Origin of the sequence: Saccharopolyspora spinosa NRRL 18395 (assembly GCF_000194155.1) — a bacterium.
Taxonomy (GTDB): domain Bacteria; phylum Actinomycetota; class Actinomycetes; order Mycobacteriales; family Pseudonocardiaceae; genus Saccharopolyspora; species Saccharopolyspora spinosa.
In genome coordinates, this window is sequence record NZ_GL877880.1 from 444,141 (window position 1) to 458,078 (window position 13,938).

Below are 13,938 nucleotides of genomic sequence, written 5' to 3' on the forward strand. Positions count from 1 at the left end.
TGACAGCCGTGGTCCGGGGGGTCCACGGTAGCGATTGCGCTGGTCGCGCGATATTTCGCCGCGGCTGGTCGTTGGGGGGAGTTCATGGGGATGGGTGAGGATGCCGTCGGGGGGCCGTTGCCGGACGACCGGGTGCTGCTGGCGCGGTTGCGGGCGGGAGATGATCTCGCTTATGGCGATCTGTACCGGCGGCACGCGCCTGCGGTGCGGCGGTTCGCCTTGAGCATGCCGCAGCCCGGGATCGACGTCGACGACGTGGTCGCCGAGGTGTTCTTGCGCACATTGCGCGCGGTTCGGACCGGGCACGGGCCGCGCGATGCGATTCGCACCTACTTGTCGACGGTGGTGCGCCGGTTGCTGTGGGAGTGGGCGGCGGCTCGCCGGGACGAGCTGATGAACGCCGATGAGCTGGGCGAGCACGCGCCGCGCCAGCGCGATCACCAGTCCGTGCAGGCTGAGGGGGAGTTGCTGGCCCGCGCGTTCCACCGGCTGCCCGTGCGTTGGCGGGAGGTGCTGTGGTGGACCGAGGTGGAGGGGCATCGGCCGGCCAGCCTCGCCGGTCAGCTGGGGCTGACCCCGAACGCGACGGCGGTGTTGGCGCATCGGGCGCGCCGCGGGTTGCGGGAGGCTTACCAGCAGGCGGCGGAGCTGCCGGTCGTAGGCTGTTTGCGTCACGCTTGACGAGGCAGGTTCGGGGGTTGGCCGGACGCCGCTCATGATCGACAATGGGACCGTTCGGGCTCGACTATCACCCGTCGGGCCCATGACGCACGCGGTACCGTTGCTCCACGCTCGGTGACCGACGGGGTTCGAGTGGCGAGACGATGTTCCGAAGCGACCAGCCCGGGTGGGCGGGGAGGCGACGATGAACCGGGTGGTGCGGGGTTCCGACGGCCGGGAGTGGACGATCAAGGCGAGCCTTGAGTGGTCCAACCCGATCGCGGCGGACGAGTTCGAGCACGACGTCAACGGGGGGTCGGCACCCGCGATCCTGATGGGCGCGGTGTTCCTGTTCCTGGTCGTGATGTTCGTGGTTTGGACACCGGAAGAGGTGACCGTGCCGAATTGGCTGATCTTGCTGCTGATCGCGGGCGTGCTGTTCTTCCCGGTCCGCTGGGTGCTGCGGCGCCCGTGGACGGTCACTGCGGCCACCCCCGGCGACCACGACGAGAACCCGCCGGAGACCTGGGTGGGCGTGGTGCGCGGTTTCTTCGACGTGCGCCAGGAGATCTCCTCGGTGGCCCGGCACATTGAGCTGTATGCGGAGCCGGACATGAACGGCGGTCTGCAGCCGGTGGAGTAGCGATTTAAATGAGCGTCTTCAACCTCTTCTCGCGTTGCGGTGCGACTAGCGGAACCTCGGCGGCGGTGCAAGCTGCGAGGGTCGGTTAAAGGCGGTTATGCCGCTTGCGCAGCCCCAGGACCGTGGGGCATCCAGCGTTCGCGGCTGCGGGTCGGCCAGGATGAAAACGGCTCAATGGGAATCGGCACGCCGATTCCCATTGAAATCGCCGGGGTGGTCGGCACACTGGACCGGTGCCGTAGAGCATCTGACCTGCGGTTTTTCGGATTCAGATGGTTGAAGTCGGACGCTTTGGGGTCAGAGGCACTAGGCGCACGTCCTCGTCCTTGGGGTACGGGCGGATGACGTGACGGCGCGACACCAGGACGTCGCGCCCCCAGCATCCAGCGGAGTGAGTTGGCGGCGATGTCGCTGTTGATGGGTTCGACACGGCGGTCATCGATCCCGGAGTAGGTGAACAGCATCGTCAGCTTGACGTTGCGCAATTTGTTCAGCCGGTCGCAGTCCTCCGGCAGGACGGGATAGCGGGTGATCACCAGCACGTGGTTGGTCAGGCCGCAGGCATCGAGGTCTTCAAGCACAGCAAACTGTCCACAGTGGCCACTTCAGCCCGCAACGTCGTTGGTGCGGGAAGTTGGAACCGGCCGCCCAGCGCGCTGCGGAACGCGCTGGGCGGCCGGGCGACCCGGTGCCGGTCGGGGGGCAGGAATTTACGGCACCGGGCCGGGTCTACAGGCTTTGCCGGGCGGCGAGCAGCCGTCGCAGCATTCCTGGGTGTCGCGCCATCGCTTCCCGGTCAGACTCGATTAGTGGCAGGTGCCGGGTTTCCTCGATGGCGAGCGCATCGGCCAGATCCCCGCGTATTACGACCGGCTCGCGGAGCCGATGCCGGCCATGTCCGCGCGCCTCGGCCTCCACTCGCGCGACCAGATAGGCAACCGTCAGCGCACCCTCGCCGCTACCGGCGTGCTGGGCCGGGGCGTAGTAGAACGTCGCCCACACCGCGAGCCCGCCGAACACGAGCAGGCACGCTGCGACCAAAGCGGCGATCATGGCTTTGCCTCCGATAGGTCGATCACAAGTGGTTTCGGCGGCGTTCCTGCACTGCGCAGTGCAGCGGCCACCGTCGCGAGCTGGTCGCCGAGTCGCCGGATTTCGGCGTCACTCCACCGGCCGCGCTCGACGTCGTCGGCGGCGTAGCCCAGCATCACCACCGCTGCGCGGATCATGCGCCCGATGTGGGCGTGCTCGGCGCTCATCGCGCACTCACCGCCGGCGGCATCGGGACCTCGGCGAGGCACGTTCGCCCCGCGTTGCAGTCCGGGCACGTATCCCACAACCACGCCAGGTTCCCGGCCGCGGCCTTCACCCTCTGGTGGCAAGAGGGTTTCGACCTCGGTTTCGGCGGGGTAGATCGACGCCCCGAGCGGACGTTCATCGAGGCTCGCGTGCCGCTGCCCGGCGGCTGGCAGCCAGTGGAACGGATACATGACCTCACCCCCACGGCCTGTGTGGTGCACCTCCGCTACGGTGCACCGACTGACACTTAGACCACTTACGCACCATCAGGTGCATGGCTAGAATGATGGTGCATGCACAAAATGGCAATGCACCAAACGTGTGGTGATGTTCGTCGAGGGGTTGCGCTGGCTAGGATCGGTGCATGGCCAGCACCGCAGACACGCCCCGAGCGCGGCAGTTGGGCGCCGAGCTTCGGCAGGCGCGCAAAGCCGCTGGGCTGACAACGCACCAGCTCGGCGCACAGCTGGGCCGCTCGCACACTCACGTGTCGCGCTGGGAAAACGGCAAGCTGACGCCGAGCGAAGCGGACACCGGCGCAGTGCTCGGGATCCTCGGTGTCACCGGCCCCGAGCGTGATCGGCTGCTCGAACTCGCACGCGATGCTGGCGATCCGAACTGGGTGGCGCCTGGCGTTGACCGGCAGTTGGCGGCGCTCACCGAGTACGAGCGCACTGCGGAGCGGATCACCGATGTCGAGCCGCTGTTGATTCCCGGGCTGCTGCAGACAGCTGACTACGCACGATCGATCATGATCGGCGCGGGCGCTACGCGTGGCGAAGCAGACCAGCGGGTGACGTTCCGGCTCGGCCGCCGCGATGTGCTCACGCGTCGCAACCCAGTCGATTTCGTCGCGATCATCGGAGAAAACGCGCTGCGGCACCCGCCGTGCGACACGTCGGTGATGCTCGAGCAGCTGCGGCAGCTGGTGAAATGGTCCGAGCTGGACAACGTCACGGTCCAAGTGCTGCCAGCGGATCACACCTACACCCCGGCGCTCGAGGGGCCGTTCGTGCTGTTGGAGTTCGACCGCACCAAACCGGTTGTGCACCTTGAGCACTACCGATCGAGCACCACGATCACCGATGCCGGGGATGTGAAGGATTACCAGGCCGCCGCGGATACTCTCCGCCGGCTTGCGATGAGCGCCGCCGCCACAACGGCGCTCATCGCGGAAATCGCTGACGATATGGAGCCTACGACATGAACCAGACAAGCCGCTGGCGCAAGAGCAGCTACAGCGGGAACCAGACAAACTGCGTCGAGGTCGGCCGCGCTGGTGACGGCACCGCCGTGCGCGACACCAAGAACCGCGCCGCCGGGTACTTCACCGCCAGCCGTGAGCAGTGGTCGGCGTTCGTCGCCGCGATCAAGGGCGGCAAGTTCGACGCCTGACCCACAACAAGAAGCGCCCGCCCGGTAGATCTGGTACCGGGCGGGCGCTTCCGTTTTTTGCGCGGTCACCATCTCCAGTAGTAGCGACCGTGCGCTCTCCACCGGGTCGGGGCGTACTGGAAGATGTGGAAGGCCATGCCCTTGCCCTTGGCGATGAACTGGTCGCGCCGCAGCTTCTCGCGCAGCACCCCGTCATAGTGGCCGTTGTCGTCGAGCCACCGCTCGTACTGCTTGATGCACCGCTGATTGGAGTGGTACGGGTTCGAGAACGGGACGAGCGGAAACCAGAGCTGCGCGTGCCGGACACGGATCACGGTGCCGGTGGACTCTTCCGTGATCGTGCCCTCAGCGATCAGGCACACGATCGACGTCGGCACTTGCCCACGACAGGCTCGCGCAGGCGACCAGGCGCCCGTCATGCGTCGTTGGATGCATTTCTGCCTCAAATCTGCCCCAAAAGCTGGGGCGTACTGGCAGGTCAGAACGACTTTCGCTGGCACACTGGACCGGTGCCGGAACTTCCCGAGGTGGAGGCGTTGGCCCAGCACCTCCGCGACAACGCCGTGGGCCGCACCGTGGCGCGCATCGATGTGGCGTCGATGAGCGTGTTGAAGACCGCCAGCCCGCCGTGGACGGAGCTGCACGGTCGTGCCGTCACCGGTGCGGTGCGGCACGGCAAGTACCTCGACCTCGATTGCGATGGGCTGCACTTGGTGTTCCACCTGGCGCGGGCCGGTTGGTTGCGCTGGTCGGACGACCTGTCGCCGGTGCCGCCGAAGCCCGGCAAGGGGCCGATCGCGCTGCGGGTCCACCTAGGCGGTGCGGGTTTCGACCTGACCGAGGCGGGCACGCAGAAGAAGCTGGCGGCCTGGGTCGTCGCTTCGCCCGCGGAGGTGCCGGGGATCGCGAAGCTGGGGCCGGATGCGCTGGGCCTGGACGCGGCCGGGTTGGCCGAGGTCCTGGCGGGACGCACCGAGCGGATCAAGACACTGCTCACTGACCAGTCCGCGCTGGCCGGGATCGGCAACGCCTACTCCGACGAGATCCTGCACGCCGCGAAGCTGTCGCCGTTCGCGACGGCGGGCAAGCTCGACGCCGCTACGGTCGAACGGCTGCACAGCAGCGTGCAGGAGATCTTGCGGGATGCCGTGCAGCGTTCGCTGAAACAGGACGCGGCGCGGCTGAAGGCCGAGAAGCGATCGGGGATGCGGGTGCACGGGCGCGCGGGGATGCCGTGCCCGGTGTGCGGCGACACGGTCCGGGAGGTGTCCTTCGCGGACCGGTCGATGCAGTACTGCCCGACCTGCCAGACCGGCGGCAGGCCGTTGGCGGACCGCCGGTTGTCGCGATTGCTGAAGTAGTTGTCCACAGTCTGTGGACAACTGGCCCGGTTGTGCACAGGCTGTTGCCGCTGGTCGAGTCATCTTTTTCCGCTGAATGGAATAGTGAGGTACCGCTTACCGACGGAAACGGTGCACTGAGCGTAGCCGCCTTGATTCCAAGCGTGTCGGCCGAGAAGATTGATGTTGTGCCCGAGATGTTGACTGAGCGGACGGTCCTGACCACGCTCGCCGCACTCGCCGTGCTCGGCATGTTCGTGCTGCTGTGCCGGGCGCGCAGGGTGAGCACCTCCGTGGAGGACGCCACGCTGGCGGCGTTGCACCGGGTGACCAGTGCGGCCCCCCACCTGCGTGCGGGACTGAACCAGGAGTCCGCCGACAAGACAGCGCCGCACCTGCGGGAGCTGCTGGCGTGCGTCGCCGTCGGCATCGTCGACGCCGACGGCACCCTGCTGAGCTGGGACGGCGAGGCCAACTACCACTACGCGGACCTGCGGACCAAGATCGAGCAGGTGCTGCGCACCGGCAAGCGCGAGTTCCTCGACCACGGCGACGTGATCTGCGACCACCGGCCCTGCCCGATGCGGCACGCCGTGGTGGTGCCGCTGGAGGTCGAGGGCGAGAGCCGCGGCGCGTTGACCATCATCGCGGGCGGCGACCGGAAGCGGCTGCTGCGCGCGGCCGCCGAGGTCGCCAACCACGTGTCGACCCAGCTGGAACTGGCCGAACTGCAGGAGTCCAAGGAGCGGCTGGCCAAGGCCGAGGTGCGCGCCCTGCGGGCGCAGATCTCGCCGCACTTCATCTACAACGCGCTGAACACCATCGGCTCGCTGATCCGCACCGACCCGGAGCACGCACGGGACCTGCTGCAGGAGTTCGCCGACTTCACCCGCTACTCGTTCCGCACCAGCGGGCTCTACACCACGCTGGCCGACGAGATCCGCAACATCGACCGCTACCTCACGCTGGAGAGCGCCCGCTTCGGCCCGGACCGGCTGAACGTGCAGCTCCGGATCGCTCCGGAGGTGCTGCCGGTGGTAGTGCCGTTCCTGGCGCTGCAACCGCTGGTGGAGAACGCCGTCCGGCACGGCCTGGCGAACAAGCCCGGCGGCGGCACCGTGTCGGTGATCGCCGAGGACAACGGCACCGAGGCGCTGATCAGCGTGGACGACGACGGCATCGGGATGGACCCGGAGCTGCTCGACGCGGAACTGGCCAACGCGCACCTGACCGGCGCGCACGTCGGGCTCGGCAACATCAACAACCGGATGCGGGCGACCTTCGGCAGCGACTACGGCCTGGTCGTAGAGACCGAGAAGGGCGCGGGCATGAAGGTCATCATGCGGGTGCCGAAGTTCGCGCCGGGCGTCCGGCCCGTCCCGCCGCAGGCGATCGACGAGCCGGACGTCGGGTTGGCGGCCGGGGCGCAGCTGAGCCGGTAACGTCGAGGTATGGACGAGAAGGCGCCGCAGAAGTTCACCGACATGTTGACCGGGAAGTTGTCCTCGAAGCTGCCCGGGAAGCTCGCCGAGCGTGCTGAGCGCGGGCCGGTGGTCGCCGTGGTGAAGCTGCACGGCGTCATCACGCCGACGCCATCGCCGATGAGCCGGTCGACGATTTCGCTGCAGACCGTGGAATCCGCGCTGACCCGCGCGTTCGGGCACGACCGGCTCAGCGCCGTGGTGCTGTCGATCAACTCGCCGGGCGGGTCGGCGACCCAGTCGGCGCTGGTGTCCGACCGGATCCGGGGCCTGGCCGAGGAGAAGCAGGTGCCGGTGCTGGCGTTCTGCGAGGACGTCGCGGCCTCCGGCGGCTACTGGCTGGCCTGCGCGGCCGACGAGATCTACGCGCACCCGACGTCGCTGGTCGGTTCCGTCGGTGTGGTCAGCGCCAGCTTCGGGCTCACCGGGTTGTTGGAGAGGCTCGGCGTGGAGCGCCGGGTGCACACCGCTGGCACGCACAAGGTGCGGCTCGACCCGTTCCGCCCGGAGAAGGAAGAGGACGTGCAGTGGCTGCGCGGACTGCAGGACGAGCTGCACGAGCAGTTCCGGGCCTGGGTGCGCAAGCGCCGCGGCGGCAAGCTGAACGGCGCGGACGACGACCTGTTCTCCGGCGAGATCTGGACCGGCACGAAGGCCGAGGAGTTCGGTCTGGTCGACGGGTTGGGCACGCTGCGGGACATCGTGAAGCAGAAGTTCCCGGAAGCGCACCTGATGACGGTGGAGCCGCGCAAGCCGCTGCTGGCCCGGCTGGGCATGACGTCGTCGGTCGGTTTCGGCCGCAGCGGTGCGGATTCCGTGCTGGCCGCCGTGGAAGCGCTGGAGCACCGCGCCATGTGGAACCGCTTCGGGCTGTGATCCCGTTTCCGAACGCGCCTTGCTTGGCGGTGCGGGTGACGGAACCTCAGAGGCCTTCTCGACTCCGGGATCCCCGGCGCACGTAGTCCATTACGTCGCGTCGGGGCTGTCCTCGGGAAAAGCTCGGGGTGCGGGGTGTCCCCGCAAGGCACTGTTGAGGACCTGCGGCGGTGCCGGTTGCGGGGGTGGGCCAAGCGGCTGCACCGCTTCAAGGACGTATTTCCCGAAATCTGAAGGGGGATCGCCGTATTTCCCGAAATCTGAAGGGGGATCAGCCACCGCGAGTACTTTGCGCTATAGCATCCAAAAAGTACTGACGGACAGGGCGGAACCATCACTTGATCTTGACGAATCCCTTGCAAACGCAGGGTAATCGGCGTGCTCGCACTGCGTAGACCTTGTTGCGGAAGCGCTCACTCGTTCAGCCCTATGCAATAGGCTGATCAGGCTAAAATCGTTGCTGTTGAGCGGAATTCCGTGCCGTGCACCCCCTGCTGTCCTGTGCTCTCCGTTAGCAACTAGTTTGGTTGGCAGGCGTGACTGACCTCACTCGACGACTGGCGTGGCTAGGGGCCGCTCCAGCGGGTGGGGGCCGATGCTCGATCAAGGACACCAGTGCGCCGTGGGCGCGGCAGGATATGGCGTTGCATTGAGTACACGAGAGAATCAAGCGGGGCTCGTCGTTCTGGCCGTCGATGACGAGATGGCCGGGCTGGACGAGATGAAGTACCTGCTCGGCAGCAACTCGCGGGTCGGGCGGGTGCTGACCGCATTCGACGCGGCCGAGGCGCTGCGTCTGCTGCGTAGCGACGACCCCGATCTGATCAGCAGGCGCGACGACGACCAGTCCATTGTGGACGCTGTATTCGCGGACGTCTCGATGCCCGGGTTGAGCGGGATGGAACTGGCCAGAGTGCTCACCGCCTTCCGCAATCCACCGGCCCTGGTGTTCATCACCGGGCACGAGGAGAACGCGCTGGAGGCGTTCGAGGTCGGCGCGCTGGACTACATCATGAAACCGGCCAACGCAGAACGCATCGACCGCGCGCTGCGCACGATCGAGAAGAACAAGGCCCAGTCCGCCAAGGGCACGCGCGCGCTGGAGGCCCCGGCGGCCGACGACGACGAGGTCATCCCGGTCGAGCTCGCCGGCACCACCCGGATGATCCCCCGCAAGGACGTACGCTGGGTCGAGGCCCAGGGCGACTACGCCAGGCTGCACACGGCCGAGGATTCGCACCTGGTGCGAATCCCGTTGGCGCAGCTGGAAGAGCGCTGGGCGGAAGCCGGTTTCCTGCGCATCCACCGGTCGTTCCTGGTGTCGCTACCGCTGGTCACCGAGCTGCGCATGTCGTCGTCCGGGTATTCGGTAGTGCTCGGCGGCGGTCCGGCCAAGGAACTGCCGGTCAGCCGCCGGCACACCCGCGAGCTGAAGGACCGGCTGGTCCGGGCGCCACGGCAGGGCTGGGGCCAGCAGTGAACCGCGGTTCGCCGGGATGAGCCCGGACCACGGCTTCGACATCCGGGCGCGGCTGGGGGACGGCACGCCCCGGCCGCGCCGCAAGCGCGTGGTGCTCGCCGACCGCCGCACCCGGAAGGTCGCGCGAATCATCATGGAGCTGGAGGAGCAGACCAGTGTCGGCGAGGTGCTGGTCCGGCACCTGGTGAAGGTGCAGCTGCGCAGCGCGCTGGTGCTGACCGGGGTGGTGGCGGCCGTGTTGCTGGGGCTGCCGTTGCTGTTCTGGGGGGTGCCGGCGATCGGAGACCTGGAGGTGCTGGGCTTCCGGGTGACCTGGCTGCTGCTCGGCGTGCTGATCTATCCGTTCCTGGTGCTGATCGGGTACCTGTGCACCCGGAACGCGGAACGGCACGAGCGGGACTTCACCCACATGGTGGAGCAGTGACCCGCATGATCGACGACGGATTTCCACCTTCCTGGGGCGGCGAGGTGCGATGGTTTCGAGTTCTTGGTCCCTGCTAGGCGTCGTGCTGATCGTCGCGGCGACCCTGGGCATCGGGATCTGGGGTTCCCGGTCGGCGCGCACCACGTCCGACTTCTGCGCCGCGCGGCAACTGGTGCGCGAAGAGCGCAACGCGGTCGCGATCTCAGGTGAGTACCTGTCGGCGGCGTCGTTCCTGGGCGTCGCGGGACTGGTGCTCAAGGACGGCGTGGACGCGCTCTGGTACCCGATCGGCTTCGCCGCCGGGTACCTGGCGTTGATGCTGTTCGTCGCCGCGCCGATGCGCCGCTCCGGTGCGTACACGTTGCCGGATTTCGCCGAGGCCCGGCTGGATTCGCTGCGGCTGCGGTCGCTGTGCACCGCGCTGGTGGTGCTGATCGGCTGGCTCTACCTGGTGCCGCAGCTGCAGGGAGCCGGGCTGACCCTGGCGGCGATCGTCGGAGTTCCTTACTGGGTAGGGGTTTTCGCGGTCGCGGTGATCGTGCTGCTCATCGTGGCCACCGGCGCGCTGCGGGCCGTCACGCTGGTGCAGGCCTTCCAATACTGGGTGAAGCTGTTCGCGATCACGGTGCCCGCGTTCGCGCTGTTCGCGGTGTTCCTCAACGGGGCGCCGCACCGGACGCTCGACGAACCGATGCCGCCGGTCTTCCAGCGCGACACGGCAGTGTGCATCGACACCGACGTGCGGTTGCAGGTAAGCCAGCCGGTGTGGCTGGCCGACGGCTCGGGCGCGATCTACCTGCAGTCCGGCGAGTACTCGATGGCGGCCGGCACCGAACTGCGGTTCCCTGCGGGCGCGGCGGTCCCGGTCGTCTCGGCGGCCGAACCGGACAACGCCAGTTGGCTGCGGCCGCACGGCGACGGGCTTTCCAGGCTGCTCGAAACGTATTCGGTGCTCGTCGCGACCTTCCTGGGCACGATGGGGCTGCCGCACGTGCTGGCCCGCTTCTACACCAATCCGAGCGGGACCGGCGCACGCCGCACCACCCTCTTCGTGCTGGCCATGCTCGGCGCGTTCTACCTGTTCCCGACGATCTTCGGGCTGCTGTCCCGGCTGTACGTGCCGCAGTTGCTGGTCACCGGTGAGACCGATGCGGCGGTTCTGCTGCTGCCGCAGGCGATGCTGGGCAACTGGGTGGGCGGGCTGCTCGCGGCGATCACCGCGGCCGGGGCCTTCGCCGCCTTCCTGTCGACCTCGTCGGGGCTGGTGGTGAGCGTGGCCGGGGTGCTGTCCTCGCGCGAGGTGGTGCGCGGCAGGACGTTCGACTTCCGGCTGGTCGCCGTGGTGGCATGCCTGGTGCCGACGCTGCTGGCGCTGCCCGCGGACAACCACGACATCGCGCGCAGCGTGGGGTTGGCGTTCGCGATGGCGGCTTCGACGTTCTGCCCGGTGCTGGTCCTGGGGATCTGGTGGCGCGGGCTCACCTCGGCGGGGGCGGCCAGCGGCATGGTGGCGGGCGGGAGCCTGGTGCTGATCGCGGTGGTGTTCACGGACTTCGCCGAAGACTCAGACAGCTGGTGGGCGACGCTGGTCGGGCAGCCGGCGCTGATCACCGTGCCGATCGCGTTCGCGGTGACCTGCTTGGTCAGCCGGGCGACCCGGGCGCGGATCCCGGCCGAGGTGGGGCGGGTGATGTTGCGGTTGCACGCGCCCGACCGGCTCGGTTTCCTCGACCGCCGGCTCACCGCGGGCACCGCGAATCCGGAGCCGACCAAGGGCCGCCGCCACCAACGCTGACCGTGATCACCCAGCGTGTTCTTTGTGTTGTTCGAGTAATTTTTGAATCAAATGTAATTACTATTCGCGCTTGAATTTCTGGACTAGTTGAAAATCAATAGGCTGAATGGGTGAAAGCCGTGGTGGTCGGGCGTAATTCGATGCGTCCTGATCCCCGAGTCAACTTCACTCGATCGTTAGCTTGCATACTCCCAACGGGCCTTCACAGCAGTGGTGGAACTACGTAGCGTTCCCGCGATGAACTGATTCAGCAGGCTCCCGTACCGGCGGCACCCGAGGCGGAGCCATTTCTTGTGGGAGGAGCGCTGTGAGCGCCACGGACCAAATCGGGTCCGGGTCCGGTATTGACGCCGAAACCTGGGCCGCTGCCCAAAGCAGCCCCGAATTCACCAACCTGCGACGCAGACTGCGCAACTTCGTTTTCCCGGTCTCGGCACTGTTCCTGGCCTGGTATCTGGTGTACGTGCTGCTCGCCGACTACGCGCACGGCTTCATGAGCATCAAGCTGGTCGGCAACATCAACGTCGGTCTCGTGTTGGGCCTGCTGCAGTTCGTGTCGACGTTCGCCATCACCACCTGGTACGTGCGGTACGCCAACCGGAACCTCGACCCGGTCGCCGAGGAGATCCGGGACAACCTCGAAGGCGGCGCGGGCGAGAAGGCCCCGGTCGCCGCGATGGGCCTGGCGGACGCCGCCGACCCGGCAGAGGACGCCGAGAAGTCCGGTGACGTCGAGAAGTCCGGTGACGCCGAGAAGTCCGGCGACGCCGAGAAGTCCGGCGACGCCGAAGAGATCTCGGCCGACGACGGCAGGGACGAGGACGCTGAGAAGGACGCGGCCGCTGCCGCCGCGGAGAAGGACGACGTCAAGCAGGACAGCGCCGTCGAAGGAGGCCAGAAGTGATCGCCGCACTGTCCCCGCTGCTGAACATCGCCATCTTCGGGCTGTTCGTCGTGGTCACGATGGTCATCGTGTTCCGGGCCAGCCGGAACACCAAGACTGCCTCCGACTACTACGCGGCAGGCCGCGCGTTCACCGGCCCGCAGAACGGCATCGCGATCGCCGGTGACTACCTCTCGGCGGCGTCGTTCCTCGGCATCGCCGGGGCGATCGCGGTCTACGGCTACGACGGCTTCCTGTACTCCATCGGCTTCCTGGTCGCCTGGCTGGTGGCGCTGCTGCTGGTCGCGGAGCTGCTGCGGAACACCGGCAAGTACACGATGGGCGACGTGCTCAGCTTCCGGATGAAGGAACGTCCGGTGCGCACCGCCGCGTCGCTGTCCACCCTGGCCGTGACGTTCTTCTACCTGCTCGCGCAGATGGCCGGTGCCGGTGGCCTGGTCGCTCTGCTGCTGGGCATCACCAACAAGGCCGGCCAGGCCGCGGTGATCGCCGTCGTCGGCGCGCTGATGATCCTGTACGTGCTGGTCGGCGGCATGAAGGGCACCACTTGGGTGCAGATCATCAAGGCGGCGCTGTTGATCGCGGGCGCTTTCGTGATGACCGTCTGGGTGCTCGGCATGTACGGCTTCAACCTGTCCGGCCTGCTCGGCGCGGCCGCCGACGTGGGTGGCGACAAGCTGCTCAACCCCGGCGCCCAGTACGGCAAGACCGAGACCAGCAAGCTGGACTTCGTCTCGCTGGGCATCGCGCTGGTGCTGGGCACCGCGGGTCTGCCGCACGTGCTGATGCGCTTCTACACCGTGCCCACCGCTAAGGAAGCCCGCCGCTCGGTGGTCTGGGCGATCTGGCTGATCGGCCTGTTCTACCTGTTCACGCTGGTGCTGGGCTATGGCGCCGGGGCGCTGGTCGGCTCCGATGTGATCAAGAAGGCGCCGGGCGGGGTGAACTCGGCCGCGCCGCTGCTGGCGCTGGAGATCGGCGGCCCGCTGCTGCTCGGCTTCATTTCAGCGGTCGCGTTCGCGACGATCCTGGCTGTCGTCGCCGGCCTGACCATCACCGCGTCCGCCTCGTTCGCGCACGACATCTACGCGAACGTGATCAAGAAGGGCGCGGTCGAGGACAAGGGCCAGGAGGTCAAGGTGGCCCGGATCACCGCCGTGGTCATCGGCATCGTGTCGATCCTGGGCGGCATCGCGGCCAACGGCCAGAACGTGGCGTTCCTGGTGGCGCTGGCGTTCGCGGTCGCGGCCTCGGCGAACCTGCCGACGCTGCTGTACTCGCTGTTCTGGAAGCGGTTCAACACCACCGGGGCGCTGTGGAGCATCTACGGCGGTCTCGCGGTCACAATCGTGCTGATCGTGTTCTCGCCGGCCGTTTCCGGTGCCGAGGACGCGATGTTCCCGTCGCTGGACTTCGCGCTGTTCCCGCTGAAGAACCCAGGTCTGGTGTCGATCCCGGTGTCGTTCCTGCTCGGCTACCTCGGGACGGTGCTGAGCAAGGAGCCGTTCAACAGCGAGAAGTACGCCGAAATGGAGGTGCGGTCGCTGACCGGCGCGGGCGCCGAGAAGGCGATCTCGCACTGATCCGGTAGCAGCGACGAGACGCCCCGTCCGGCCGAGCTGGGCGGGGCGCTTCGTCGTT

15 protein-coding genes and 1 pseudogene are annotated in these 13,938 nt (G+C 67.6%); 12 read left to right on the forward strand and 4 right to left on the reverse strand.

Features of this window, described 5'->3' with window-relative positions:
- Positions 1–90: 90 nt before the first annotated feature.
- Both SSPN_RS0132735 and SSPN_RS0132740 read left to right on the forward strand, forming a co-directional pair.
- The gene (locus SSPN_RS0132735) at positions 91–681 is read left to right on the forward strand and encodes an RNA polymerase sigma factor (RefSeq protein ID WP_010313332.1); all 591 of its coding nucleotides are present in this window, start codon (positions 91–93) and stop codon (positions 679–681) included.
- 184 nt (positions 682–865) lie between these two features.
- Entirely contained in the window at positions 866–1,303 is a 438-nt protein-coding gene (locus tag SSPN_RS0132740) for a hypothetical protein (RefSeq protein WP_029535959.1), read from the forward strand.
- A gap of 95 nt (positions 1,304–1,398) precedes the next feature.
- On the opposite strand, the gene SSPN_RS57950 is transcribed toward SSPN_RS0132740, so the two are convergent.
- The 3 genes from SSPN_RS57950 to SSPN_RS60725 all read right to left on the reverse strand — a co-directional run bounded on the left by SSPN_RS57950 (position 1,399) and on the right by SSPN_RS60725 (position 2,793).
- Entirely contained in the window at positions 1,399–1,884 is a 486-nt protein-coding gene (locus tag SSPN_RS57950) for a hypothetical protein (RefSeq protein WP_010313336.1), read from the reverse strand.
- A 148-nt stretch (positions 1,885–2,032) separates the two neighbouring features.
- Positions 2,033–2,356: a hypothetical protein gene (locus tag SSPN_RS0132750; RefSeq protein WP_010313339.1), complete on the reverse strand. Its 324-nt coding sequence runs from the start codon at positions 2,354–2,356 to the stop codon at positions 2,033–2,035.
- A complete protein-coding gene (locus SSPN_RS60725) occupies positions 2,353–2,793 on the reverse strand; it encodes a hypothetical protein (protein ID WP_010313341.1) in 441 nt (146 codons plus the stop codon). The genes SSPN_RS0132750 and SSPN_RS60725 overlap by 4 nt, the downstream gene beginning before the upstream one ends.
- A gap of 173 nt (positions 2,794–2,966) precedes the next feature.
- Between SSPN_RS60725 and SSPN_RS0132760 the strand changes: the two genes are divergently transcribed.
- Positions 2,967–3,809, forward strand: a complete 843-nt coding sequence (locus tag SSPN_RS0132760) for a helix-turn-helix domain-containing protein (RefSeq protein ID WP_010313343.1) — start codon at positions 2,967–2,969, stop codon at positions 3,807–3,809.
- The gene (locus SSPN_RS0132765) at positions 3,806–3,997 is read left to right on the forward strand and encodes a DUF397 domain-containing protein (protein WP_010313345.1); all 192 of its coding nucleotides are present in this window, start codon (positions 3,806–3,808) and stop codon (positions 3,995–3,997) included. Before SSPN_RS0132760 ends, SSPN_RS0132765 begins: the two co-directional genes overlap by 4 nt.
- A 65-nt stretch (positions 3,998–4,062) precedes the next feature.
- Here the strand turns inward: SSPN_RS0132765 and SSPN_RS46915 are convergent, their stop codons facing one another.
- The gene (locus SSPN_RS46915) at positions 4,063–4,374 is read right to left on the reverse strand and encodes a hypothetical protein (protein WP_010313347.1); all 312 of its coding nucleotides are present in this window, start codon (positions 4,372–4,374) and stop codon (positions 4,063–4,065) included.
- A 132-nt stretch (positions 4,375–4,506) separates the two neighbouring features.
- Here SSPN_RS46915 and SSPN_RS0132775 point away from each other — a divergent pair, with 132 nt between their 5' ends.
- From SSPN_RS0132775 to SSPN_RS0132810, 8 genes and pseudogenes are all read left to right on the forward strand, one after another.
- Complete coding sequence (locus SSPN_RS0132775) at positions 4,507–5,358, forward strand: Fpg/Nei family DNA glycosylase (RefSeq protein WP_010313348.1); 852 nt, start codon at positions 4,507–4,509, stop codon at positions 5,356–5,358.
- A 176-nt stretch (positions 5,359–5,534) separates the two neighbouring features.
- Positions 5,535–6,779: a GAF domain-containing sensor histidine kinase gene (locus SSPN_RS0132780; protein WP_044576294.1), complete on the forward strand. Its 1,245-nt coding sequence runs from the start codon at positions 5,535–5,537 to the stop codon at positions 6,777–6,779.
- Positions 6,780–6,788: 9 nt separating this feature from the next.
- Complete coding sequence (locus tag SSPN_RS0132785) at positions 6,789–7,694, forward strand: S49 family peptidase (protein ID WP_010313352.1); 906 nt, start codon at positions 6,789–6,791, stop codon at positions 7,692–7,694.
- A gap of 649 nt (positions 7,695–8,343) precedes the next feature.
- Positions 8,344–9,174, forward strand: a complete 831-nt coding sequence (locus SSPN_RS0132790) for a LytR/AlgR family response regulator transcription factor (RefSeq protein WP_029535962.1) — start codon at positions 8,344–8,346, stop codon at positions 9,172–9,174.
- A 16-nt stretch (positions 9,175–9,190) separates the two neighbouring features.
- A complete protein-coding gene (locus SSPN_RS0132795) occupies positions 9,191–9,598 on the forward strand; it encodes a hypothetical protein (protein WP_010313356.1) in 408 nt (135 codons plus the stop codon).
- Positions 9,599–9,647: 49 nt separating this feature from the next.
- Complete coding sequence (locus tag SSPN_RS0132800; RefSeq protein ID WP_010313358.1) at positions 9,648–11,393, forward strand: sodium/solute symporter; 1,746 nt, start codon at positions 9,648–9,650, stop codon at positions 11,391–11,393.
- A gap of 325 nt (positions 11,394–11,718) precedes the next feature.
- Positions 11,719–12,045, forward strand: a pseudogene (locus tag SSPN_RS60730) (DUF485 domain-containing protein); the annotation flags it as partial.
- A 311-nt stretch (positions 12,046–12,356) separates the two neighbouring features.
- Positions 12,357–13,880, forward strand: coding sequence for a solute symporter family protein (locus tag SSPN_RS0132810; protein ID WP_237710877.1), 1,524 nt, complete (start codon positions 12,357–12,359; stop codon positions 13,878–13,880).
- Positions 13,881–13,938: the final 58 nt, after the last annotated feature.

Coding starts and splice junctions, on each gene's coding strand:
- SSPN_RS0132810 (WP_237710877.1), top strand. CDS start 12,357: ATGGTCATCGTGTTCCGGGCCAGCCGGAACACCAAGACTGCCTCCGAC.
- SSPN_RS0132795 (WP_010313356.1), top strand. CDS start 9,191: ATGAGCCCGGACCACGGCTTCGACATCCGGGCGCGGCTGGGGGACGGC.
- SSPN_RS0132765 (WP_010313345.1), top strand. CDS start 3,806: ATGAACCAGACAAGCCGCTGGCGCAAGAGCAGCTACAGCGGGAACCAG.
- SSPN_RS0132735 (WP_010313332.1), top strand. CDS start 91: ATGGGTGAGGATGCCGTCGGGGGGCCGTTGCCGGACGACCGGGTGCTG.
- SSPN_RS0132780 (WP_044576294.1), top strand. CDS start 5,535: ATGTTGACTGAGCGGACGGTCCTGACCACGCTCGCCGCACTCGCCGTG.
- SSPN_RS0132750 (WP_010313339.1), bottom strand. CDS start 2,356: ATGATCGCCGCTTTGGTCGCAGCGTGCCTGCTCGTGTTCGGCGGGCTC.
- SSPN_RS0132800 (WP_010313358.1), top strand. CDS start 9,648: ATGGTTTCGAGTTCTTGGTCCCTGCTAGGCGTCGTGCTGATCGTCGCG.
- SSPN_RS0132740 (WP_029535959.1), top strand. CDS start 866: ATGAACCGGGTGGTGCGGGGTTCCGACGGCCGGGAGTGGACGATCAAG.
- SSPN_RS0132760 (WP_010313343.1), top strand. CDS start 2,967: ATGGCCAGCACCGCAGACACGCCCCGAGCGCGGCAGTTGGGCGCCGAG.
- SSPN_RS0132785 (WP_010313352.1), top strand. CDS start 6,789: ATGGACGAGAAGGCGCCGCAGAAGTTCACCGACATGTTGACCGGGAAG.
- SSPN_RS60725 (WP_010313341.1), bottom strand. CDS start 2,793: ATGTATCCGTTCCACTGGCTGCCAGCCGCCGGGCAGCGGCACGCGAGC.